This is a genomic window from Ochrobactrum sp. P6BSIII (assembly GCF_014138065.1).
Lineage (GTDB): Bacteria > Pseudomonadota > Alphaproteobacteria > Rhizobiales > Rhizobiaceae > Brucella.
In genome coordinates this window covers 32,597-53,742 of record NZ_JACGXB010000020.1, presented here as the reverse complement: position 1 = coordinate 53,742, position 21,146 = coordinate 32,597, and the positions used below count along the sequence as shown (strand labels likewise).

Genomic DNA, 21,146 nt, shown 5'->3' with positions numbered 1-21,146 from the left:
TTGGCCAAATTTTAGCTTTGTTGCGAAAGCGCAACAACATCAAAAAACAATCGAAACGCTGGTTCGATTGGCGTTCAAGCCCCTTGAAACGCAACCTTTCCGGGATAAGCGAGACAAAAACACCCGGCAGCGTGCACTGCCGGGTGTGTGATTCGCACTTCTCTTACGTTACGGAACGGGTCAAATCAACCCGCGTCACGGATGCGTGATTCCGCCGTAGCAACCCGTTCGGCGGCTTCCTTAAGTTCAGCCAGGCGCTCGCGTTCGGCTTCCACGACCTCTTCCTTGGCGTTGGCGACGAACTTCTCGTTCGAAAGCTTCTTCTCGATCCGGTCGATATCAGCAGCAATCTTGCCAGCTTCCTTGGCGAGACGTGCCGATTCAGCCTTGAGATCGATCAGTTTGCCGAGCGGAATGCAGATCGTCGCTTCGCCGAGCAGCATCTGTGCAGCGCCCTTCGGGGCCTGCGCTTCGAAGGCCACGCTTTCAACGCGAGCCAGACGCTTGATCGCAGCGTCGTGACGTTCAAAGCGCTCCGTAGTCGTTGCATTGGCCTCAAGAACGACAACCGGCGCTACGGCACCAGCCGGGACGTTCATTTCCGCGCGCACCGAACGGATACCCGTGACGAGATCAACCAGCCAGTTGATGTCGGCAGCCGCATCTTCATCTGCGAAGGAAAGCTCCGGCCAATCAGCCAGTGCCAGAACCGTGTCGCGCGTCTTGCCTTCGCCAGCCGTCAGCGACCAGAGTTCTTCCGTCATGAACGGCATGAACGGATGCAGCATCTTGTAGATCTGATCCAGACAGTAAGCAGCCGTTGCCTGGGCTTCGGCTTTTGCCGCTTCATCGTCGCCCATGAAGATCGGCTTGAGCAATTCCAGATACCAGTCGCAAAACTGGTTCCAGACAAAGCGATAGGCCGCACCAGCCGCTTCATTGAAACGGTAATTGGCAATGCCCTCGGTAACGGCGCGCGTCGCCTTGGTCAGTTCGGTCAGGATCCAGCGATTGACCGCAAGCTTTGCGTTCTCCGGACGGAAATCCGCATCAAGCTTGACGCCATTCATCTGCGCAAAACGCGTCGCATTCCAGAGCTTGGTGCCGAAATTGCGATAGCCTGCAATACGTGCCGGATCGAGCTTAACGTCACGGCCCTGCGCGGCCATGATGGCCAGCGTGAAACGCAGCGCATCTGCGCCATATTCGTCCATCAGCTCCAGCGGGTCGATAACATTGCCCTTGGACTTCGACATCTTTGCGCCGTGCTTGTCACGAACAAGCGCATGCAGATAGACCGTATGGAACGGGATTTCCTCCATGAAGTGGAGGCCCATCATCATCATGCGGGCAACCCAGAAAAACAGAATGTCGAAACCGGTCACCAGAACGCTGGTCGGGTAATAGGTTGCGAGTTCCGGGGTCTTGTCAGGCCAGCCGAGCGTCGAGAACGGCCAAAGGCCCGATGAGAACCACGTGTCCAGAACGTCGGTATCGCGTTCGAGCGCAACGTCTTCGCCGTAATGCGCCTTTGCTGCGGCCTTGGCTTCCGCCTCACTCTTCTCGACAAAGCACTTGCCATCGGGGCCGTACCAAGCTGGAATCTGATGTCCCCACCAGAGCTGACGCGAAACGCACCAAGGCTGGATGTTTTCCATCCAGTCGAAATAGGTCTTTTCCCAGTTCTTCGGCACGATCTGCGTGCGACCGTCGCGAACAGCGGCCATGGCTGGCTTCGCCATTTCGGCTGCATTCACATACCACTGGTCAGTCAGATAAGGCTCGATCGGCACGCCACCGCGATCACCATGCGGAACGGCGTGAGTGTGATCCTCGATCTTTTCTAGATAGCCGCGCTCGTCCATCAGTTCGACAATGCGCTTGCGAACAGCAAAGCGATCTTGCCCGTCCAGCTCGGCAATCAGCGCCTTCAATTCCGGCGTCAGCTGGAGGCCTTCAAGGAAGTCGATATTGTCTTTCAGCGTGACGGCCGCTGCCGGCGTCAGAATATTGATTGCGCGCAGATCATTGCGCTTGCCGACTTCAAAGTCGTTGAAGTCGTGAGCAGGCGTGATCTTGACCGCGCCAGAACCGGCTTCCGGATCGGCGTAATCATCGGCAACAATCGGAATATGACGGCCAACCAGCGGCAGAACGACATCGTTACCAACGAGAGCGTGATAGCGCTCATCCTTCGGATTAACAGCAACACCTGTATCGCCCAGCATGGTTTCAGGGCGAGTCGTTGCAACAACGATATAAGTGTGCGGGTCTTCTGAATCGAAGGGCACATTTTCCAGCGGATAGCGGAAGTGCCAGAGATGGCCTTTCGTCTCGCGGGATTCGACTTCGATATCAGAGATAGCGGTCAGCAGCTTCGGGTCCCAGTTGACCAGACGCTTGTCGCGATAGATCAAGCCCTGCTTATAGAGCGAGACGAAAACTTCCAGAACAGCGCGCGACAGGCCTTCGTCCATGGTGAAGCGTTCGCGCGACCAGTCGCACGACGCGCCAAGGCGACGCAGCTGATTGGAGATCATGCCGCCGGATTCGGATTTCCACTGCCAGATTCGCTCGATGAACTTCTCGCGGCCCATGGCATGACGGTTCGGCTCCTTCCGCTCGGCAAGCTGACGCTCGACAACCATCTGGGTTGCGATACCGGCATGGTCCATGCCCGGCTGCCACAGCACATTCTTGCCGCGCATGCGTTCAAAACGAACCATGATGTCCTGGATCGTGTTGTTGAGCGCGTGGCCCATATGCAGTGATCCGGTTACATTCGGCGGCGGAATGACCACGGCAAAAGGATCGGCTCCTGGCTTCGCTCCTGCTCCCGCTTTAAATGCCCCTGCTTCTTCCCAGCGTTCGGCAATTTTCGGCTCTATGGCCGCGGCGTCATAAGTCTTCTCAAGCATGGAATTATCCGGTCTTTTTGCGCAATGAAAGGATTGAGCGCTCAATAACAACAAACGGGTGATAAATCACTTTAAAAGTGAAAACCCGCCTGCGAGACAGACGGGCTTTTGAACTCAAAGGCCGTTTTATTCAGGCAACACGTCGATTATCGGTCGCCGCGCACCACTCGTTCGATTTCTTCGCGAACAAGCCGCTCCACAAGGGTCGGCAGATTGTTGTCCAGCCAATCCTGCAACATGGGACGCAAAATCTCGGCTGCGATATCGTCAAACGAACGACGCGGCTCTGCACGCACGACGTGGCTCAGATCCTGAAAAGCTGCGGCCACCTGGCGTTCTGCCACTTGTGACAGAATATGGGGAGCCACGGTCGCATTTGCCAGTGGTTCGGATATGGGCGCTGCCGGAGCCGTGCTAGCGACCGGTGCTTCCGGAGCTGCTTCCACAACCGGTTCAACATACGCCTCGACGGGCTCGTCCAGATCAGGCTCAAGTAACTCTTCAATGGCTTCGGCAATTCCGTCCTCAAGCGAACGGTCAAGCGCTTCCATGGAATTGTCCTCAGTCGCAGTTTCGGGCGCAATTGCGGCGGACGCTGCCTGCTGCACTTCAACTGCACGCCGGTCATCATTTTGCGCGTCGAGGACAATGTCCTCTTCTTCCTCTTCGATTTCCGGTTCGAATGCGGGCGCAGCTTTCACCGGCTCGTCAATCGGTCCGCGCAAGACTGGCTCGTCCTTGAGGATATCGCGCATCATGGCCGGCTTCTCAGCCGGTCTTGAAACTGGTGCTTCCGCTGCAGGCTGTTCCTGTGCGGGCGTTGGGCGACGGAATTCAGCCACCTCGCCGCGCAACGGAAAATTCGCCGACGTGGACACAGGGTGGCGGCTAACATCGCTGTCTTCGATAATGCGCCGAATGGAAGCGAGAATCTCTTCCATGGACGGTTCGCGTGATGCGCTGGATGTCTGTGCCATAGCTGTCCATCTTCCCTATTTCAGAATAGAGCAATGCGCGCCCGCAGGGCCGCACATAGTTCTCCTTCTCTGTGTGGAGAGGCTGGTTTCGCGCGGAAAAACCTTCCGTAGCTTCCAAAGCCGCATCCTGCAAAGGACAGAGAATCAATGAATTAAGGGTACCGGACGTTCGGCGATTTGAGAATCCCCGCAAGAACGCTGCGCAATTCAACCCACAGCTTTATCATTTTGTTAAGGATTAGCCGCAACCGCCAGCGAATCGTCGCCAAACGAAAACGGCGCCCGAAGGCGCCGTTCAATCTGAAATTCTCGCTGATTAGCGACCATCCGGCGTGCGCAGACCGAACCACTTGTCCTTGACGGCGTCGTAGTGTTCTTCAGGCTTATATTCAGCCACCTGAAGGCCCATCTGCTTGGAGGTCATGCGGCCCGTCGCATTGAGAAGCGCATAGCTGGCGACAACCACATCATGCTCCGACTGGACGAGAGTGATTTCGGCAGCGGTCAGATCGTTCTGGGCGTTCAACACGTCCAGCGTGGTGCGCTGACCAACCTTGCGTTCTTCGATCACGCCATCCAGTGCGAGCTGGGCAGCGGCGATACCATCGCGGTTTGCCTTGACCGAAGCGCGGGCAGCTTCAAGCTGCGACCATGCCGAACCAATGGCTTCACGAACCTGATCGCGTACGACATCGACTTCAATCCGTGCCTGACCAAGCTGTTCCTTGGACTGGCGAATCTGCGCCGAGGTGCGGCCACCCGTATAAATCGGAATGGTCACGCCGATACCGACCGAAGCGGAATTGCCATCACCCGTATCCAGACCAGCAAAGGTATCCAGACGGCTGGCGCCAGCCGACAGACCAACGGTCGGCAGCATTGCGCCTTCCTTGGCCTTCACATTGTAGCCTGCAGCGTTGACAGCATACTGCGTTGCGAGAATGCCCGGGTGTCCGGCCTGTGCGATAGCGTAAGCTTCGTTCGGCGACTTCGGCAGGTTCTTCGCAGCAGCGGCAGCGGCAAGCCGGTCCGGCTGTGCACCGACGATGCGGATATAGGTTGCCTCAGCCGACTTGACGTTGGCACGAGCGCTGTTCAGTTCGGCAACAGCGGTCGAACGGCTGGCTTCGGCCTGTGCAACGTCTGTGCGCGTGCCTTCACCAACATCCAGACGCGCACGGGCTGCACGCACCTGTTCATTCATCGCAGCCAGATTCTTCTCGCGAAGCACTGCGATCTGACGATTCTGGTAAACGCCCATATAGGCAGCGACAGCGCTATAAAGCGTGTTCTGCTCGTCGTTGCGCATATTCTCGCGCTGCGCAAAAACCTGCGTTTCTGCTGCAGCGACGTTGTTCTTGGTCTGGAAACCGTCGAACAGCATCTGGTTCAGCTGGATGCCGACCGTGCCGCTGGTGCGGTAACCGCTCGTCGGCGCGCGACTGCGGCTTACATCATACGTACCGGTAATCTGCGGACGGTAATTCGACTTGGCGATAGCCACGTTTTCGTCCTGAACGCGCACACCTGCGCGTGAAGAATTAAGCGTAGCGTTATTCTTATAAGCCTTGACCAGAGCACCGGAGAGGTTTTCAGACCAGGCGGACTGCCCCGATAAAACGGTGCCGGCCAACAATGCTGCCGCTGCGACCAGTCCTTTGTACGTTTTGAACACCGGGTACCTCATCTTAAGAATAGCCAAATTCAGTAAATCGAACCAATCAGTTCGGGCAACCTTAAATAACCTTTAAAATCGGTTATTTCCATCGCCCCGCCCAGAGCATGCACAAAGAAATTCCGCAGCGTTGCAGAATTGTACCAATCCCGAAAATTAGAATTCGAACTGAGGAATCCGCTCGAATCCCGGAAGTGGGCGCACCGCAGTGTTGAACGCAATTCGCCCCGATGCAACACCATTTTCTTTAACATAAATCCGGGCAACCGAAGCGTTTCCACGGCCTTCGACGGCGACGAGACGTCCGCCTTCCTTCAACTGCGCGAACAAGGTGTCGGGAACGAAATCCACACCGCCTTCGATCATGATGACATCGTAAGGAGCTTCCGACGGATAGCCGGCGTGCATATCTCCAGAAACAATCACAACATTGTCATAGCCTAGCTCGGCAAGACGAGCGGTCGCAGCGGCAGAAAGCGCAGAATCACTCTCAAGACCGATCACCGAACCAGCCAGATGCGAAAGAATGGCCGAGGAATAACCCGTGCCGCAGCCGATATCGAGCACGACATCGTTCTTGTTTACGCGGGCAAGCTGGATGAGCTTTGCGAAAGGCGACGGTTCCATGAGATAGCGCGGCGCGCCACCTTCGGCTTCGAGCGGCTGATCTTCGTCAATATAGGCAACTGCCTGACGGACGGTCGGCACAAAGGCTTCCCGCGGAACGGCCAGGAAAGCGTCGATAACCGTCAGATCGGTTACGTCCGTCGTACGGATCTGATTGTCGACCATCTTTGTGCGAAGATCCTGGAAATCGGCTGCCATAGCCCTCAACCCTTCTTTATCGCCTAACGCGATGTTTCATATCACAAAGCACTCCGCAGCGTTGGTCCAAACCTCGCTGCGAGTGCACCATAAACGAGATTTGCCGTTGATGTGGCAAAAATCGCCAGTGCAGTCAATGAAACAGCTGCGAAACACCCGCATTTGCGGCACTTGAACTCACCGGAATGAACCTTTGCGGTCCGGCTCCCGTTACGGAAAGAAAATGCCGGAAAGCGAGGCTTCCCGGCACGTACATCCTGCTTTGCATTGGCGCAAGCACCCGCAAAATCACATTATTGAGCGTTTGCAGCCGGATAACCCGCAGCCGCCAGCGCGGAAACAACCGCATCTCTGGATGCATTGCCACCAAATTCGACTTCCTTGGCGTCGAGGTCGATTTCAATCGGCGCTGTCGCATCGAGCTTACGCAGAGCGGCAGTCACACTGTCGGCGCAGCCGCCGCATTTCATCTTGGGAACGGAAAACTTCATCATTGACTGACTCCACACCTGAACATTTCCAGAAAAACGCACCGATACGGGCTGGAAATGTTTATAAACAAAGAGATAGAGCGATTTTCGAGATTTCACCTCAAGACAATAGCTCCAACCAAAAGCACCATGCACCTTTCCATCGTGGTAAGGTCAAGCGCTAAAAATGCTTTCTCTGAACAGTGCTGTTCCGGTGATCATTCCCAAAGAGGCGACCAGAAAATCAGGTCGCCTTCGGAAGATTACGGGGCTTCACAGGCTTCCGGCACGCTCTTTTCAAGCTCCAGTTCCGATTTGCTCAACGATCCGGTCATGATCTCAATCGGCTTGAATGGCGGCTCTTCCTGCATGGCGGGATTGGTAAGGTGAATCGTGTAGCAACCGCCGAAGACTTCTTTCTTGCCATCATTGCTCTCGGCTTCAATAGCTAGCGGCTGGCTCCAGTAAATCTGGCCTGCACCCGGGTCCGGCTCGGTTTTGCGCAAGGCGACCTTGACGCTCTTGGTATTCTCATAGCCCTTCACGAAGGTCTTGAAGTCGGGTTCCCGCCCTTCTTCCGAGTAATAACCGTAAGCGCGCGTATATTCCTTGCGGTTGATCGCATTATAATAGGATTCGATCAGCGCCTGCGGCGAGGATCGGTCATCGTGATATTCCGGCACGGTAACGCCATTGGCCGCGTCCTGCGTCTGTTCAGACGGCTTTGTCTCTTCTACAGGCGCTTTTGTTTCCTCAGCCTGATCCTTTTTCTCGGCTTCAGGCTTTTTCTGTGCCGTCGGTTCAGCGCTTTCCTTCGATGCAGGCTTCTGCGCTTCCTTCGCGGCAGGCTTGGGCGCTTCCTGTGCATAGGCTTGCGGGAGAGCAACGGACAGGCCGAGCGCGCTCACGAAAACAGCCAGCCTCAGAGATTTCATCCGATCAATCGACATTTATACCTCCTCTTTCCCCAATACCCGCCAGCCGGACACGCGGCCTGCGCTCTCGATTTGGTGTCTTGCGGTAATGATGTTACAACACTAACTATAGTGAAAACGTGGCAGCGAGGTTTGAAACTCGCTGGTTTCACACGAGATTGGTTGATTCTCGCCCGTGAAGCCACAGCCTCAAGGCCACTGCATAGCACCGGAAGAGAAGAACCATGGGCCGTTTCGCAGTCATGACGCTAACCGAAGCCGCAGCAAATCGCGTTCGCGAAATTGTTGAGTCGCGCGAAGGCGCGCTGGGCATTCGTGTCGGCGTGAAAAAAGGCGGCTGCGCGGGCATGGAATATACCATCGATGTCGCCAGCGAAGCGAAAGCCGGTGATGATGTTGCCGAGAAAGATGGCGCCAAGGTCTTTATCGCCCCGGAAGCCGTTCTTTTCCTGCTCGGAACCCAGATGGATTTCGAAGTGACGACGCTCCGCACCGGTTTCGTGTTCAACAACCCGAACCAGACCTCTGCCTGCGGCTGCGGTGAATCGGTTGAACTGACCCCTGCCTCGGCAGAAAGCCTTCGCCAGATGCAGGGCGCGGCCTGACCTGATCCACGAGGATAGTCTTCCGAAGGAATCTCCCCAATGGATGACGAAACCCTCCGCGATTTGTTGCAGGATTTCGGCCCGGTCACCATCCGTCGCATGTTCGGCGGCAAAGGCATTTATCATCAGGGACTGATCTTCGCGCTTGTCGTTCGCGATGAACTGCTTTTCAAAGCCGACGAATTGACCATCCCGCGTTTTATCGACGCCGGATCGGTGCAATGGACCTATGAAGGACGCAAGGGCGGCGATCCCATTGGCATGCCCTATTGGAGCGTGCCGAGCGAAGCCTTCGATGATCCTGAAATCATGACCGAATGGGCCCGCCTCGCCTATGAAGCGGCTCTACGCAGCGGTCAGTCCAAACCCCAAAAGAAATCGGCCGCGAAGCGATCCCCCACGGCCGAATAATAAATCTAACAGTGCTTTCCGCTTACATGCCCGTTGGAATGAGCATGAAAGCAGGAATGTCGTTGCCAAAACCAACAGGCGACGGACCATCATCATCGCGATCACGGCGGCGCTTATGCTGGTCGTGCTGCGGCTTGCCACGACGTTCGTCGTTGGAAGCGCGGATCGCATCGCGGCGGTCGTGGGTTTCGATAACGGGCTGCGGCTGTTCCGCCGGATCGAGCGCTTCGGTCGAAGCTACCTTTTCCTTTGGCTTGTCCATGCTCTTGTCCCGCCCCTTATCTTTACCCTTGTTATCTCTTTGCGAGTCTTTGCCCTTGCCGCGCGCATTCTTGCCCTTGCGCGGCTGATCGTCAGCCTCGTCGGACGGTGCAAGCGTGGACAGATCGCCATCGACCCATTCAATCTTCTCGCCGATCATGTTCTCAATAGCGGCAAGATATTTTGTGTCCGATGGCGTGACGATCGTGAACGCCTTGCCGGAGCGGCCAGCGCGACCCGTGCGGCCAATGCGGTGGACATAGTCTTCCGAATGGATCGGAACGTCGAAATTGAAGACGTGGCTGACATCCGGAATGTCGAGGCCGCGTGCTGCCACATCGGAAGCGACCAGCAGTTGCAGCTTGCCTTCCTTGAAGTTGGCCAACATCGTCATGCGGGCGCGCTGGTCCATATCGCCGTGCAATGCACCGGCGTTGAACTCATGACGCACCAGCGAACGGAACAATTCCGACACATCCTTCTTGCGATTGCAGAAGATGATCGCATTCTTGAGCGTGTCGCCTTCGGCGCGGATGAGATCGCGCAGGGCAGCGCGCTTGTCCCAATCTTTCCTGCTCGACTTGACCAGACGCTGTGTCACGGTCTTTGCCGTGGACGAAGCCTTGGCCACTTCGACACGCGTTGGCGAATGCAGGAACTGCTCGGTTAGCTTGGTGATTTCCGGCGGCATGGTCGCCGAGAAGAACAGCGTCTGACGCGTGAACGGAATCAGCTTGCAGATGCGTTCGATATCCGGAATGAAGCCCATGTCGAGCATACGGTCGGCTTCATCGATGACCAGAATTTCAACGCCGGTCAAAAGCAGCTTGCCGCGTTCGAAATGGTCGAGAAGACGGCCCGGCGTGGCGATGAGAACGTCTGCGCCGCGCTCAAGCTTGCGCTCTTGCTCGTCGAACGAAACGCCGCCGATCAGCAGAGCAACATTGAGGCGGTGATTGACGCCGTATTTGACGAAATTCTCTTCAACCTGCGCAGCAAGCTCACGGGTCGGCTCAAGAATGAGCGTGCGCGGCATGCGGGCGCGAGCCCGGCCCTTTTCCAGCAGCGTCAGCATCGGCAGAACGAAAGAAGCCGTCTTGCCCGTTCCCGTCTGGGCGATACCAAGCACATCCTTGCGCTCGAGCGCGGGCGGTATAGCGCCTGCCTGAATAGGTGTGGGCGCGGTGTATCCAGCCGCTTCTACAGCAGCAAGCACTTTCGGGGAAAGACCGAGTTCGGCAAATGTCGTCAATGGAGGCGCAGCTCTCTGGTTCGGAAACGTGTTCCGCCCATCCTGTCATTGCAGCCGCGTCATCCGGCGCAGGAACCAAAGCAGAAAAGGCGTCTGCAACGCATCTAGCGTTTTCTTGCAGCATCGCCTACGTCCGCAGCGTGCAAAAGTCAACCAAAATACCAACATCCGATATCAAATTGCTTTGATATTCCTGCTGATAACGACAAATGACGCCAATCTACGTCTTTTCTAATCGAATTAAATCAAATTGATGACAATTAGAGGATTGTCAGCCACGGTAGTTTGACAACTTTGCTTGTGCGTAATCTTACTCGAAAACCTGTCGACTATTCAGATCAATGCCGGAATTGTTCTGTCAGAATTCGCTCGTCCCAGGAGTGGTTCTTATCAAACAGAATAGCCACCTGACTGTTCGGCGCCTCGCGTACCGTAACCGAAGTTACGGACTTCACCTCATTATTGTCGGCAACGGCATTGACCGGACGCTTTTCCGTTTCCAGCAAATCCATGCGAACGGTCACATGCTTGGGCAGCAATGCACCACCCCAGCGACGCGGGCGGAAGGGACTGACCGGCGTCAGCGCCAGAAGCGGCGCTTCCAATGGCAGAATCGGCCCTTGCGCCGAGAGATTGTAGGCCGTTGAGCCAGCAGGCGTCGCAACCATCACGCCGTCACAGACCAATTCTTCCAGCCGGACTTTACCATCAATGGTTATGCGCACCTTCGCCGCCTGATAGGACTGGCGGAACAATGAGACTTCATTGATTGCAAGCGCCTCGACCGGAGCAGAATTTTCGGTCTCTGCAATCATCACAAGCGGGCGGATTGTTTCCATCTGCGCGGCCAGAATGCGCTCGCACAGATTATCAACACTGAACTCATTCATCAGAAAGCCAACAGACCCGCGGTTCATGCCATAAATCGGTGTACCGCTATTCATGAAATCCCGCAGTGCCTGAAGCATGGTGCCATCACCACCGAGCGCAACAATAATGTCGGCATCTTCGCCCGACACATGCCCGTAGCGATTCACAAGATCTTTCTGGGCCGCGAGTGATTCTTCGGTCCCGGACGAGAGAAAATGAAGCGCGAGTGATTTGTCGTTCATGTCTACTGTCTCGCTCCCCGGCTCAACCCTGATAAGTTTGCCATGTCCTCATCGCGGTCTATTGGCTATCACATGAAAAACCCTGTTGCCATGACCTCTTTGCGATGATTTTTCGTTTTACAGACGCGTCATTTATGCTAATCGAGCGCAGACCGTATAACGGAAGCGATTTGCAACCAAAAGCGGTTCGATACACACTGTATCGTGAAGTGCCCTTATAGCTCAGTTGGTAGAGCACCTGATTTGTAATCAGGGGGTCGGGAGTTCGAGTCTCTCTGGGGGCACCATTATTTTCTCTGGCAAGAGATATTTCCATTTATTTTCAGGCAGTTGAACGAGTTCCGATTCGGAACTGTCTCTCACTTTGCGTCACAAGCTGGCCATGGATTCTACTGGCGAACCTGAAACGCCCCCTCACCTTATGACATCTCGGCGTCTGCTTCAGCGATCTGCGGGCACTCCAGCCCCTTTCCTCAACAGTTCTCTAATGTGGGCGAGAACAAGATAGGAACGCAAATGGCAAATGCCGGCTCATGCCTTGTCTAATCACGCCGAGATATCCGGTTCTGACCCAATACGGCACACGCATTGCGTTTAAAAGTTGCAGCTAAAACACCTAGGCGATATGGCCAGCGCCGGGCAGCCTAAGCAATTGCCCGCCCCCGCGAGAGGCACGGTTTCTACACACTCGTGTCTCTCGCTCCACATCGTGAAATTAAGGAAAGACCGTCGTCGCGACGAAACACCTGCTCACGACCAAACGAGTTGATACTTACCAATGTTTCTATTCGACATTGCATTATTCGCATTTGGGCTTTCATTTATTCTGGTGGTCATCGCCATATTTTTCATGAACGCCATTTAGCTGCGTTACAGTACTAACCGTCGAATCCCTAACGAATTTGCGCATCGTGTCATTGGTAATTCGTCTCAGCAAAGAAATACTACCTCATCAGAGATACTTCCGGCTGATTTTTCCGATATTTGATTCGATTGATGGATGACGAAATATTTTCGCGTTTTCAAAACAGGCTATATTTCATTTATCAGTATCGGAAATATAGACGAAATACCCATATAGAAACATTCATTTACAATTTAGCCCCAAACAGAACAATCTGTAGATGTATTATTGATTTACTGAAATCAATGAGGATACTGATTATGAAGAAAATCTTTGCCGCAGCAATCGCGCTTTCCTTTCTTGCCGCTCCCACTGCATTTGCTGCCCAAAGCCACATTTCCTCCGGTCTTGTCCATCAGGTCAAGGTAATCAAAAAGGCTAAGGCAAAAAAGCCAGCGCCTAAAAAACGCGCGAAAAAGCCTGTCAGAAAGCCTGTTAAGAAGCCGATCCGGCATTAACACGCGGTCGATCTGAATGGAAATGCCATCGCCGCTTCCCACGTCGAGGCGACGGTGGCTCTAACAAGAGCAAATATAATAAATCACAACGTAAAGATCAGCGAACGGACTTAGTTTCCCTTGCCGCCGCGATAAATATTCACGCCGAGCTCGCGGATTTTCTTGCGCAGTGTATTGCGGTTGAGGCCAAGTAGATCCGCTGCCTTGATCTGGTTGCCGCGCGTTGCCGTCAGGCAGGCTAGGATCAGCGGATATTCAAGCTCAGCCAGCACACGGTGATAAAGCCCCGGTGGCGGCAAGTCGGCACCGAATGAAGCGAAATAACGCTGCATGTTTTGCTCGACCGCTTGCGAGATCGTGACATTCTCCGCATCGCCCGTTACCGCTGGAATCGTGTCGGGCTTCGACAGTTCCGCCTTCAGTTCGGTTTCGATGATTTCCGGCGAGATTTCTTCCTGCGGATAGAGCGCCGCCAACCTGCGCACCAGATTTTCCAGTTCGCGCACATTGCCCGGCCATGGATAGCGGCGCATCATGTCGAGACCGGCATTGGTAATGCGCTTTTCAGGCAAGCCTTCTTCAGCAGCGCGCTTGAAGAAATGACGCACCAGATCGGGCACGTCCTCACTGCGCTCACGTAGCGGCGGCAGCCGCAACGGCACCACATTCAAACGGTAATAGAGGTCTTCGCGGAAGAGGCCCTGAGCAATCAGCTGGCGCAAATCCTTGTTGGTCGCCGCCACAATGCGCACGTCGGTCTTGATGGGCGTGCGTCCGCCGACTGTCATATATTCGCCCTGCTGCAACACGCGAAGCAGGCGGGTTTGCGCTTCCATCGGCATATCGCCGATTTCATCGAGGAAGAGCGTGCCGCCATTGGCCTGTTCGAAGCGGCCGCTCGAGCGATTCTGTGCGCCCGTGAACGCGCCCTTCTCGTGGCCAAACAGTTCCGATTCGATCAGATCGCGCGGGATGGCAGCCATATTGATCGCAACGAATGGTCCCTTGCGGCGGCGGCCATATTCATGCAGCGCGCGGGCGACCAGCTCCTTGCCGGTACCGGATTCGCCGGTCACCATCATGGTCAGGTCGGTCTGCATCATACGCGCCAGAACGCGATAGATTTCCTGCATCGCAGGCGAACGGCCGACAAGCGGCATATTCTCGCCGGGCTCGTCGTGAAGCGTGGCAATCGGCTTATGCTTTGGTTCGGACAACGCGCGACCGACAATATTGATCAGTTCCGTCAGGTCGAACGGTTTCGGCAGATATTCATAAGCGCCGGCTTCCGAGGCGCGAATGGCCGTCATGAACGTGTTCTGGGCGCTCATCACCACAATCGGCAGATCAGGCCGCATCTTCTTGATACGCGGCAGCAGGTCGAAAGCGTTTTCGTCCGGCATCATGACGTCAGTGATCACCAGATCGCCATCGCCTGCCGCCACCCAACGCCACAACGACGCGGCATTCGACGTCACTCGCACATCGTAACCGGCCCGGGAGAGTGCCTGATTGAGCACAGTGCGGATCGCCGCATCGTCATCCGCCACCAATACGGTACCCGTCGGGCGTCCTGCTATCATGCATCGTCTCCGGTATAATCAGTCGTGAATTTGCTTGGCCGGGAAGCAACATCCGAGCTTTTCCAGGCAGGCATAAGAATACGAAAAGTGGTGCGCGACGGATGGCTGTCGCATTCGATGATGCCACCATGATCGCCGATGATTTTTGCCACCAGGGCCAATCCAAGGCCCGAACCGTTGGTCTTGGTCGTCACAAACGGATCGAAGAGATGCGGCAGCATATCCTGCGGCACGCCGGGTCCATTGTCGTGCACGCAGAATTCCAGCGGCAGCGCCACGCGGTCGCGCGCACCTGGCACCTGAAGGCGAATACCCGGACGATAGGCCGTTGAGAGAAGAATTTCTCCGTGGTCGCGGTCGCCAATGGCCTCAGCTGCGTTCTTCACCAGATTGAGAAACACCTGCACAAGTTGGTCGCGATTGGCGAAAACCGGCGGCAGTGACGGATCGTAATCTTCCGAGAAACGGATATGACGGGCAAAACCATTGCGCGCCACGGCCTTCACATGGTCCAGAACCGCGTGAATATTCACCGCGGTGCGCTCGATGGGTCGTTCGTCGGAGAAAACCTCCATCCGGTCCACCAGTGACACGATACGGTCGGTTTCATCGGTGATGAGCCGCGCCAAAGCACGATCCTCATCGCCAACCACCTGCTCAAGTAACTGGGCCGCGCCGCGAATACCCGATAGCGGGTTCTTGATCTCATGCGCCAGCATCGAGGCAAGACCGGTAACCGAACGCGCCGCGCCGCGATGGGTCATCTGGCGGTCGATCTTTTCCGCCATGGTCTTTTCCTTGAACAGGATGACCACAGCGCCCGGCATTTCAACGACGGGCGCAACATAAAGATCAACAATGCGTTCAGCACCAAGACGCGGCGAGGAAATATCGACGCGATATTCATTGACTGGCATCTGGCTGGCGCGAACCTGATCGATAAGAGCCAGAAGCGGGCTGCCGAAAGGCAGAAAGCTCTCCAGCCGGTTGCGCGCCAAGATGGACGAACCGGAGCGGAAAAACTGCTCGCCGTCCAGATTGGCATAGACAATGTGATTGTCAGGCCCGACCATAATGACCGGCTGGCTGATCGCATCCAGAATAACTGAAGGGATGCTGCCCTTTTCTTCTCTTTCGCGCATCAGGCGACCTTTCTGAACGCCGATTTCAACTCTGGCGCATCAGTCGTCCGCGTCGCAAAAATCCGGCGCAGCGCGTCAACAACCTTTGCGGGATCGGTCAGCGTCATCACTTCCGCCTTATCCGCTGAGGTCAAAGCCTCTCCGGCATGACGATCCAGATACCAGCCAAGATGCTTGCGCGCATGGCGAATACCCGTTTTGCTACCATAATGGTCGAGCATATCTTCGTAATGCATTATAATATAATCGATAATCTCTGTTTCGGATTGCGCCGATGGTGAACTGCCCGCAATCAAACCCGGCAGCCATGGCTGTCCATAGGTAGCCCGTCCAACCATCACCGCATCCGCACCGGACCGGCGGCGAATCTCTTCAGCGTCTTCACGCGACGTCACATCGCCATTGGCGACGAGCGGAATTTTCACTGCATCGCGCACGGCGCGAATGGCGTCCCAGTCGGCATGACCTTCATAGAACTGGCAGCGTGTACGTCCATGCACGGTGACCATTGCAATACCCGCATCTTCGGCACGTTTGGCCAATTCCGGCGCATTGATGCTGTTTTCGTCCCAGCCAAGCCGCATCTTCAGCGTGACCGGCACCTTCACGGCAGCCACAGTCGCCTCGACAAGCGTCATGGCGTGATCCAGATCGCGCATCAGCGCCGATCCCGAATAGCCTCCGGTCACTTTCTTGGCCGGGCAGCCCATATTGATATCGATGATATCCGCGCCCTCGCCTTCGGCGATCTTGGCGGCCTCGCCCATCCAATGCGCTTCACGCCCGGCGAGCTGAACCACATGCGTGCCCAGACCTTCGCCCGACAGGCGCAGCAGACTTTCCTTGTGACGATTGCAAAGTTCCGCGCTGGCGACCATTTCCGAAACGACCATTCCCGCTCCGGCAGCAGCTGCGCGCTTGCGAAATGGCAAATCGGAGACGCCAGACATCGGCGCCAGAAAAACGCGATTCTTGAGCACCACGCCACGGATATCCAAGGGCTGATCGATAGAAGTCACAAATAAATGCCTATTTCATGTGCATGATGCATAACGCACACACTTTAATCAGTTCGTCTTTTGAACGCAAGGAAAAGCACGCAGATAGCGTTGCATTTTGCGGCATTTGAGAAGTACGCTTTAACTTATTGTTTTTATGCGTATCTTTACTCCGAAAGCAGCTTCCGCTTTTGGGAGGCATGCTTCTGGAATATGCAATAAATCAATTGCAGTCTGGCATTTGTCGATGCAAGGCATTATTCGGCTTCCAAGCGACCAACTTTGGCAAAGGCGAAGATCATTTCGAAAACAGCAGCGGTCATTGTGGCAGCCGGCCGGGGCGAACGGGCGGGGCAAAGCGTCGAAGGGCCGAAGCAATTTCGGCGCATCGGCGGCGAAGCCGTGCTCGCGCGGACGTTGCGCGCCTTTATCGACTGTCCGCTGGTCGACAAGATCGTTGTCGTCATCCATCCCGACGATCACCTGCTTTATGAACGCGCCGTACCGGAGAGCCACGAAGACGTCATCGTCGTGACTGGTGGCCCGACACGGCAGGAATCCACGCGACTAGGGCTCTTCGCCCTCAAGGACCACGCGCCGCATTATGTGATGATCCATGACGGCGTGCGCCCCTTCATCACGCAGGGACTGCTCGAACGGATCGTTGGCAATCTGACACCGGAGGAAGGCGTTCTGCCCGCGCTGGCCGTTTCAGATACGCTGAAACAATCGGCCATCGACGGAACAGTCAAGACCACCGTTCCCCGCGCCGGTCTGTTTGCGGCGCAGACCCCGCAGACATTTCCCTATGCGCCTATACTCGACGCACATGAAAAAGCCTTCGCTATCCGTCGCACGGATTTCACCGACGATGCCGCCATTGCCGAATGGCAGGGCCTCGCCGTGCGCATCATCGAAGGCTCGGCCGACAATACAAAGCTTACCTGGGCAAAGGACATCGAAATGGCAGACAAGCGCCTGCGGCAAGACCACGCCGCCTTTCCGGATATTCGCACGGGCAATGGCTATGACGTACATTCCTTCGAGCCGGGCGACCATGTCACGCTCTGCGGCGTGAAAATCCCGCATGAAGCAAAGCTCAATGGCCATTCCGATGCCGATGTGGCGCTTCACGCCCTCACCGACGCCCTGCTCGCCACGCGCGGCGCAGGCGATATCGGCACGCATTTCCCGCCATCGGACCCGCAATGGAAGGGCGCAGCCTCGCGCATCTTCATCGAACATGCGGCCAAGATCGTTCGCGAGGCTGGCGGGCGCATCGCCAATGTCGATGTGACACTGATCAGCGAAGCACCAAAAGTCGGTCCACATCGCGCCGCTATGACGGAAGCGCTCTGCGATATGCTCGGCATTGCCGCCGACCGCGTATCGATCAAGGCCACGACCAACGAAAAGCTCGGCTTTGTCGGACGCCGTGAAGGCATTGCCGCCATTGCGACGGCGACCGTCATTTATCCCGGCGAGGTGCCGGAATGAGCGAACTCGTCGCAGAGAAAGAAGCAATCGCAGTGCTGGAAGCCTGCCGCAAGGCTGGTCTGATGATTGCGACCGCGGAATCCTGCACCGGCGGGCTGATTGCTGGCGCCTTGACCGACATTGCCGGTTCGTCCGATGTGGTCGATCGTGGCTTTGTCACCTATTCCAATGAAGCCAAGAATGAAATGATCGGCGTGCCGATGGAACTGATCGGTCAGGTCGGCGCGGTCTCGAAGGAAGTGGCGATTGCCATGGCCGAAGGCGCGCTGAAGCATTCGCGCGCAGGCATCAGCATTGCAGTGACCGGTGTTGCGGGACCCGGCGGCGGCTCGGACGAAAAGCCTGTTGGGCTTGTCCATATCGCTTCCGCACGCAATGGTCACCCAACGCTGCACCGCGAATGCCGCTTCGGCCCGAAAAGCCGTGCGGACATTCGCCGTGCAACGGTTCTTGCCGCGCTGGAGCTGATACTGACAAATTTGCGCAACGCCTGACGCCAACGCATGTACTTTCCGCACTGTCGCCCTATCCTCTGCTTATCAGTTCAAGATGAGGAACATAGGCAATGCGTTTCAAAGGCAAAGTGGCCATCGTAACGGGCGGGGCAAGCGGTATTGGGGAAGCGACGGCCCGGGCTTTTGTACGTGAAGGCGCCAATGTCGTCATTGCCGATTATGCCGATCACGGCCAACGACTGGCCGACGAGCTTGCCGGAACACACCAGCAGGCCATCTTCATCAAGACAGATGTAACAAAAACCAAAGCTGTTCAGGAGCTTATTGCCCGAACAGTGGAAAATTACGGTCGTCTCGACATCATGTTCGCCAATGCGGGTATTGCGGCGGACGGCCCCATCGACGAGCTTGACGAAAGCGCCTGGCAGAAGACCATCGACATCAATCTGACCGGCGTTTACCTCTGCGATAAATACGCAATCGACCAGATGCGTTCGCAAGGCGGCGGCGTCATCGTCAATTGCGGATCGATCCACAGCCATGTCGGCAAGTCGGGCGTGACGGCCTATGCAGCGGCAAAAGGCGGTGTGAAGCTTCTGACCCAGACGCTGGCTATCGATTATGGCACGCAGAACATCCGCGTGAATGCCGTCTGCCCCGGCTATATCGACACACCGCTTCTGAAAGATGTTCCGGACGACAAGAAGGACGCTCTGGTTGCCCTGCACCCGATGGGCCGCCTCGGCCGCGCCGAGGAAGTGGCAAACGCCGTTCTGTTCCTCGCCAGCGACGAGGCCTCATTCATCACAGGATCGTCACTGATGGTGGATGGGGGCTATACGGCGCAGTAAGCGTCGTTTGATTAGAGACCGTAGATCTGGTCGGCGCGCTTTTCGAAGGCTTCTGAGAATTTCTTGAAGGCCAGATCAAACATGGTGCCCATCAGCAGGCCGAGTGTGCGGCTCTTAAATTCATAATCGATGAAGAATTCAACGTCGCAATAGGCTTCGTCCTCGACAGACTTGAACGTCCAGCGATTATCGAGATAGCGGAACGGGCCGTCGAGATATTTGACGTCGATGACGCTATCGTCTGGCTTCAACAGCACCTGACTTGTGAAGGTCTCGCGGATCAGCTTGTACCCGACCGTCATGTCGGCAATCAGCAAAGCCTTGCCGTCACGCTCCTTACGGGAGCGGATCGACAAGGCTTCGCACATTGGTAAGAACTCCGGGTATTTCTCGATATCCGCAACGAGCGCGAACATCTGATCGGCCCGGTGATGCACCCGTCTGACGGTCGTAAATTGCGGCATGTGTTACGATGCCCGGTTCGCAATCTGCGTTTCGCGGGCGGCTTTTAGCTTTGCAAAATCGTCGCCAGCGTGATGCGAAGAACGCGTCAGAGGGCTGGAGGCGACCAGCAGAAAGCCCTTGGTCTTGCCGATGGTTTCGAACGACTTGAACTCGTCCGGCGTCACAAAGCGAATGACCGGATGATGCTTGCGGGTCGGCTGCAGATACTGACCGATGGTCATGAAATCCACGTCAGCCGAACGAAGATCGTCCATCAGCTGCAAGATCTCATTCCGCTCTTCGCCGAGGCCAACCATAATGCCAGACTTGGTGAAAATGGTTGGATCGAGTTCCTTGACGCGCTGCAACAAGCGGATCGAGTGGAAATAACGCGCGCCAGGACGAACCTTCAGGTAACGCGACGGCACAGTTTCCAGATTGTGGTTGAACACGTCCGGGCGTGCCTTGACGACGATTTCCAATGCGCCTTCCTTGCGCAGGAAGTCCGGCGTCAGAATTTCGATAGTCGTTGCAGGCGCAGCCGCACGGATAGCGAGAATAACGTCGGCGAAATGCTGTGCGCCGCCATCGGCCAGATCGTCGCGATCCACTGAGGTGATAACCACATGCGTCAGACCCATCTGCTTGACGGCCTTGGCCACATTTTCCGGTTCATTCGGATCAAGCGGCGTCGGAATGCCAGTCGAAACATTGCAGAACGCGCAGGCGCGTGTGCAGATTTCGCCCATGATCATGAAAGTGGCGTGCTTCTTTTCCCAGCACTCGCCGATATTCGGGCAGCCAGCTTCTTCACAGACGGTCACGAGCTTGTTGGAACGCACAATTTCGCGCGTTTCATTATAGCCGCGCGAGACCGGAGCCTTGACGCGAATCCAGTCGGGCTTCTTCAGGACTTCATTGTCCGGGCGGTGCGCCTTTTCCGGGTGCCGCAGACGTCCGCTCTGGTTGACCGTATTGAGAACTGTAACCATGCTGTTTCCTGCCTATCCGGAGCCTGTTCCCAAGAGAATGTGGAACGCTCCTTAATTCGGTCCGGTCCTAAGCCCTGACCACAGACCTGTCAACTTGGACCATTTGCTACTCATCGCCGCGCAGCCATGCCGAGAGCCCTGAAAACCAGAGCCCAGATCAGGCCGAAGACCAAGCCGCCAACGCCAAGCGCCAAAGTAAGCGTCCAGACACCGTACCAGCCAGCGAGCGCCAATCCGTTGACCGATATGGTGTTACCGCCGAGCAGACTCAAGACGCCAGCTACAAATCCCAGCGCCAGACCGATGACGGTACACCATTTTATGATCGGCCAGGCGGCACGCCGCCATGGCTCTCCATTTTCGATCAGCGGAATATGCGCA

At 56.0% G+C, this 21,146-nt stretch carries 20 protein-coding genes and 1 tRNA gene; 7 read left to right on the top strand and 14 right to left on the bottom strand.

Annotation, left to right across the window (positions count from 1 at the left end):
• Window positions 1–185: 185 nt before the first annotated feature.
• From FHW00_RS21595 to FHW00_RS21570, 6 genes are all read right to left on the bottom strand, one after another.
• Window positions 186–2,918 (bottom strand): valine--tRNA ligase, encoded by a 2,733-nt coding sequence (locus tag FHW00_RS21595; RefSeq protein WP_078340426.1) that lies wholly within the window; start codon window positions 2,916–2,918, stop codon window positions 186–188.
• A 146-nt stretch (window positions 2,919–3,064) separates the two neighbouring features.
• Window positions 3,065–3,895 (bottom strand): PopZ family protein, encoded by an 831-nt coding sequence (locus FHW00_RS21590; protein WP_078340425.1) that lies wholly within the window; start codon window positions 3,893–3,895, stop codon window positions 3,065–3,067.
• 316 nt (window positions 3,896–4,211) lie between these two features.
• Window positions 4,212–5,582 (bottom strand): TolC family outer membrane protein, encoded by a 1,371-nt coding sequence (locus FHW00_RS21585; RefSeq protein WP_078340424.1) that lies wholly within the window; start codon window positions 5,580–5,582, stop codon window positions 4,212–4,214.
• Window positions 5,583–5,726: 144 nt separating this feature from the next.
• The gene (locus FHW00_RS21580) at window positions 5,727–6,395 is read right to left on the bottom strand and encodes a protein-L-isoaspartate O-methyltransferase family protein (protein WP_078340423.1); all 669 of its coding nucleotides are present in this window, start codon (window positions 6,393–6,395) and stop codon (window positions 5,727–5,729) included.
• A gap of 293 nt (window positions 6,396–6,688) precedes the next feature.
• Window positions 6,689–6,889, bottom strand: coding sequence for a heavy-metal-associated domain-containing protein (locus FHW00_RS21575; RefSeq protein WP_078340422.1), 201 nt, complete (start codon window positions 6,887–6,889; stop codon window positions 6,689–6,691).
• A gap of 239 nt (window positions 6,890–7,128) precedes the next feature.
• Entirely contained in the window at window positions 7,129–7,815 is a 687-nt protein-coding gene (locus FHW00_RS21570) for a hypothetical protein (protein WP_078340421.1), read from the bottom strand.
• A gap of 209 nt (window positions 7,816–8,024) precedes the next feature.
• Between FHW00_RS21570 and sufA the strand changes: the two genes are divergently transcribed.
• Window positions 8,025–8,405, top strand: coding sequence for a Fe-S cluster assembly scaffold SufA (gene sufA, locus FHW00_RS21565; protein ID WP_078340420.1), 381 nt, complete (start codon window positions 8,025–8,027; stop codon window positions 8,403–8,405).
• 39 nt (window positions 8,406–8,444) lie between these two features.
• Window positions 8,445–8,816, top strand: coding sequence for a TfoX/Sxy family protein (locus FHW00_RS21560; RefSeq protein WP_078340419.1), 372 nt, complete (start codon window positions 8,445–8,447; stop codon window positions 8,814–8,816).
• A gap of 22 nt (window positions 8,817–8,838) precedes the next feature.
• Here the strand turns inward: FHW00_RS21560 and FHW00_RS21555 are convergent, their stop codons facing one another.
• Complete coding sequence (locus FHW00_RS21555) at window positions 8,839–10,329, bottom strand: DEAD/DEAH box helicase (protein WP_078340418.1); 1,491 nt, start codon at window positions 10,327–10,329, stop codon at window positions 8,839–8,841.
• A 338-nt stretch (window positions 10,330–10,667) separates the two neighbouring features.
• On the bottom strand, window positions 10,668–11,441 hold the full coding sequence (locus tag FHW00_RS21550) for an NAD kinase (RefSeq protein ID WP_078340416.1): 774 nt from the start codon (window positions 11,439–11,441) through the stop codon (window positions 10,668–10,670).
• A gap of 211 nt (window positions 11,442–11,652) precedes the next feature.
• On the opposite strand from FHW00_RS21550, the gene FHW00_RS21545 reads away from it, so the two are divergent.
• Together FHW00_RS21545 and FHW00_RS21540 are read left to right on the top strand one after the other, a co-directional pair.
• Window positions 11,653–11,728 (top strand) — tRNA-Thr (locus tag FHW00_RS21545).
• Window positions 11,729–12,605: 877 nt separating this feature from the next.
• Window positions 12,606–12,803, top strand: a complete 198-nt coding sequence (locus FHW00_RS21540) for a hypothetical protein (protein WP_078340415.1) — start codon at window positions 12,606–12,608, stop codon at window positions 12,801–12,803.
• Window positions 12,804–12,913: 110 nt separating this feature from the next.
• On the opposite strand, the gene ntrC is transcribed toward FHW00_RS21540, so the two are convergent.
• From ntrC to dusB, 3 genes are read right to left on the bottom strand one after another with little or no spacing between them, the layout of a single operon-like run.
• Window positions 12,914–14,386: a nitrogen regulation protein NR(I) gene (gene ntrC / locus FHW00_RS21535; protein ID WP_078340414.1), complete on the bottom strand. Its 1,473-nt coding sequence runs from the start codon at window positions 14,384–14,386 to the stop codon at window positions 12,914–12,916.
• Complete coding sequence (locus FHW00_RS21530) at window positions 14,383–15,528, bottom strand: two-component system sensor histidine kinase NtrB (RefSeq protein WP_078340413.1); 1,146 nt, start codon at window positions 15,526–15,528, stop codon at window positions 14,383–14,385. Before FHW00_RS21530 ends, ntrC begins: the two co-directional genes overlap by 4 nt.
• Window positions 15,528–16,547, bottom strand: coding sequence for a tRNA dihydrouridine synthase DusB (gene dusB, locus FHW00_RS21525; RefSeq protein WP_078340412.1), 1,020 nt, complete (start codon window positions 16,545–16,547; stop codon window positions 15,528–15,530). The genes FHW00_RS21530 and dusB overlap by 1 nt, the downstream gene beginning before the upstream one ends.
• 261 nt (window positions 16,548–16,808) lie before the next feature.
• Between dusB and FHW00_RS21520 the strand changes: the two genes are divergently transcribed.
• The 3 genes from FHW00_RS21520 to FHW00_RS21510 all read left to right on the top strand — a co-directional run bounded on the left by FHW00_RS21520 (window position 16,809) and on the right by FHW00_RS21510 (window position 19,329).
• Window positions 16,809–18,023 carry a bifunctional 2-C-methyl-D-erythritol 4-phosphate cytidylyltransferase/2-C-methyl-D-erythritol 2,4-cyclodiphosphate synthase gene (locus tag FHW00_RS21520; RefSeq protein WP_078340411.1) on the top strand — a complete coding sequence of 405 codons (1,215 nt, stop codon included), beginning with the start codon at window positions 16,809–16,811 and terminating at the stop codon, window positions 18,021–18,023.
• Entirely contained in the window at window positions 18,020–18,517 is a 498-nt protein-coding gene (locus FHW00_RS21515) for a CinA family protein (RefSeq protein ID WP_078340410.1), read from the top strand. The genes FHW00_RS21520 and FHW00_RS21515 overlap by 4 nt, the downstream gene beginning before the upstream one ends.
• A 71-nt stretch (window positions 18,518–18,588) precedes the next feature.
• A complete protein-coding gene (locus tag FHW00_RS21510) occupies window positions 18,589–19,329 on the top strand; it encodes an SDR family NAD(P)-dependent oxidoreductase (RefSeq protein WP_078340409.1) in 741 nt (246 codons plus the stop codon).
• Window positions 19,330–19,340: 11 nt separating this feature from the next.
• Here the strand turns inward: FHW00_RS21510 and FHW00_RS21505 are convergent, their stop codons facing one another.
• From FHW00_RS21505 to FHW00_RS21495, 3 genes are all read right to left on the bottom strand, one after another.
• Window positions 19,341–19,793 (bottom strand): type II toxin-antitoxin system RatA family toxin, encoded by a 453-nt coding sequence (locus FHW00_RS21505; protein WP_078340408.1) that lies wholly within the window; start codon window positions 19,791–19,793, stop codon window positions 19,341–19,343.
• 3 nt (window positions 19,794–19,796) lie between these two features.
• Window positions 19,797–20,765, bottom strand: a complete 969-nt coding sequence (gene lipA / locus FHW00_RS21500) for a lipoyl synthase (protein WP_078340407.1) — start codon at window positions 20,763–20,765, stop codon at window positions 19,797–19,799.
• Window positions 20,766–20,875: 110 nt separating this feature from the next.
• Window positions 20,876–21,037 carry a hypothetical protein gene (locus FHW00_RS21495; protein ID WP_176168365.1) on the bottom strand — a complete coding sequence of 54 codons (162 nt, stop codon included), beginning with the start codon at window positions 21,035–21,037 and terminating at the stop codon, window positions 20,876–20,878.
• Window positions 21,038–21,146 lie beyond the last annotated feature (109 nt).

Excerpts from the sequence above, each read along its gene's own strand:
- lipA (WP_078340407.1), bottom strand. The coding sequence starts at position 20,765 with ATGGTTACAGTTCTCAATACGGTCAACCAGAGCGGACGTCTGCGGCAC.
- FHW00_RS21510 (WP_078340409.1), top strand. The coding sequence starts at position 18,589 with ATGCGTTTCAAAGGCAAAGTGGCCATCGTAACGGGCGGGGCAAGCGGT.
- ntrC (WP_078340414.1), bottom strand. The coding sequence starts at position 14,386 with ATGATAGCAGGACGCCCGACGGGTACCGTATTGGTGGCGGATGACGAT.
- FHW00_RS21585 (WP_078340424.1), bottom strand. The coding sequence starts at position 5,582 with ATGAGGTACCCGGTGTTCAAAACGTACAAAGGACTGGTCGCAGCGGCA.
- FHW00_RS21580 (WP_078340423.1), bottom strand. The coding sequence starts at position 6,395 with ATGGCAGCCGATTTCCAGGATCTTCGCACAAAGATGGTCGACAATCAG.
- FHW00_RS21505 (WP_078340408.1), bottom strand. The coding sequence starts at position 19,793 with ATGCCGCAATTTACGACCGTCAGACGGGTGCATCACCGGGCCGATCAG.
- FHW00_RS21515 (WP_078340410.1), top strand. The coding sequence starts at position 18,020 with ATGAGCGAACTCGTCGCAGAGAAAGAAGCAATCGCAGTGCTGGAAGCC.
- FHW00_RS21575 (WP_078340422.1), bottom strand. The coding sequence starts at position 6,889 with ATGATGAAGTTTTCCGTTCCCAAGATGAAATGCGGCGGCTGCGCCGAC.
- FHW00_RS21540 (WP_078340415.1), top strand. The coding sequence starts at position 12,606 with ATGAAGAAAATCTTTGCCGCAGCAATCGCGCTTTCCTTTCTTGCCGCT.
- FHW00_RS21530 (WP_078340413.1), bottom strand. The coding sequence starts at position 15,528 with ATGCGCGAAAGAGAAGAAAAGGGCAGCATCCCTTCAGTTATTCTGGAT.
- FHW00_RS21550 (WP_078340416.1), bottom strand. The coding sequence starts at position 11,441 with ATGAACGACAAATCACTCGCGCTTCATTTTCTCTCGTCCGGGACCGAA.
- FHW00_RS21570 (WP_078340421.1), bottom strand. The coding sequence starts at position 7,815 with ATGTCGATTGATCGGATGAAATCTCTGAGGCTGGCTGTTTTCGTGAGC.
- sufA (WP_078340420.1), top strand. The coding sequence starts at position 8,025 with ATGGGCCGTTTCGCAGTCATGACGCTAACCGAAGCCGCAGCAAATCGC.
- FHW00_RS21560 (WP_078340419.1), top strand. The coding sequence starts at position 8,445 with ATGGATGACGAAACCCTCCGCGATTTGTTGCAGGATTTCGGCCCGGTC.
- FHW00_RS21590 (WP_078340425.1), bottom strand. The coding sequence starts at position 3,895 with ATGGCACAGACATCCAGCGCATCACGCGAACCGTCCATGGAAGAGATT.
- FHW00_RS21595 (WP_078340426.1), bottom strand. The coding sequence starts at position 2,918 with ATGCTTGAGAAGACTTATGACGCCGCGGCCATAGAGCCGAAAATTGCC.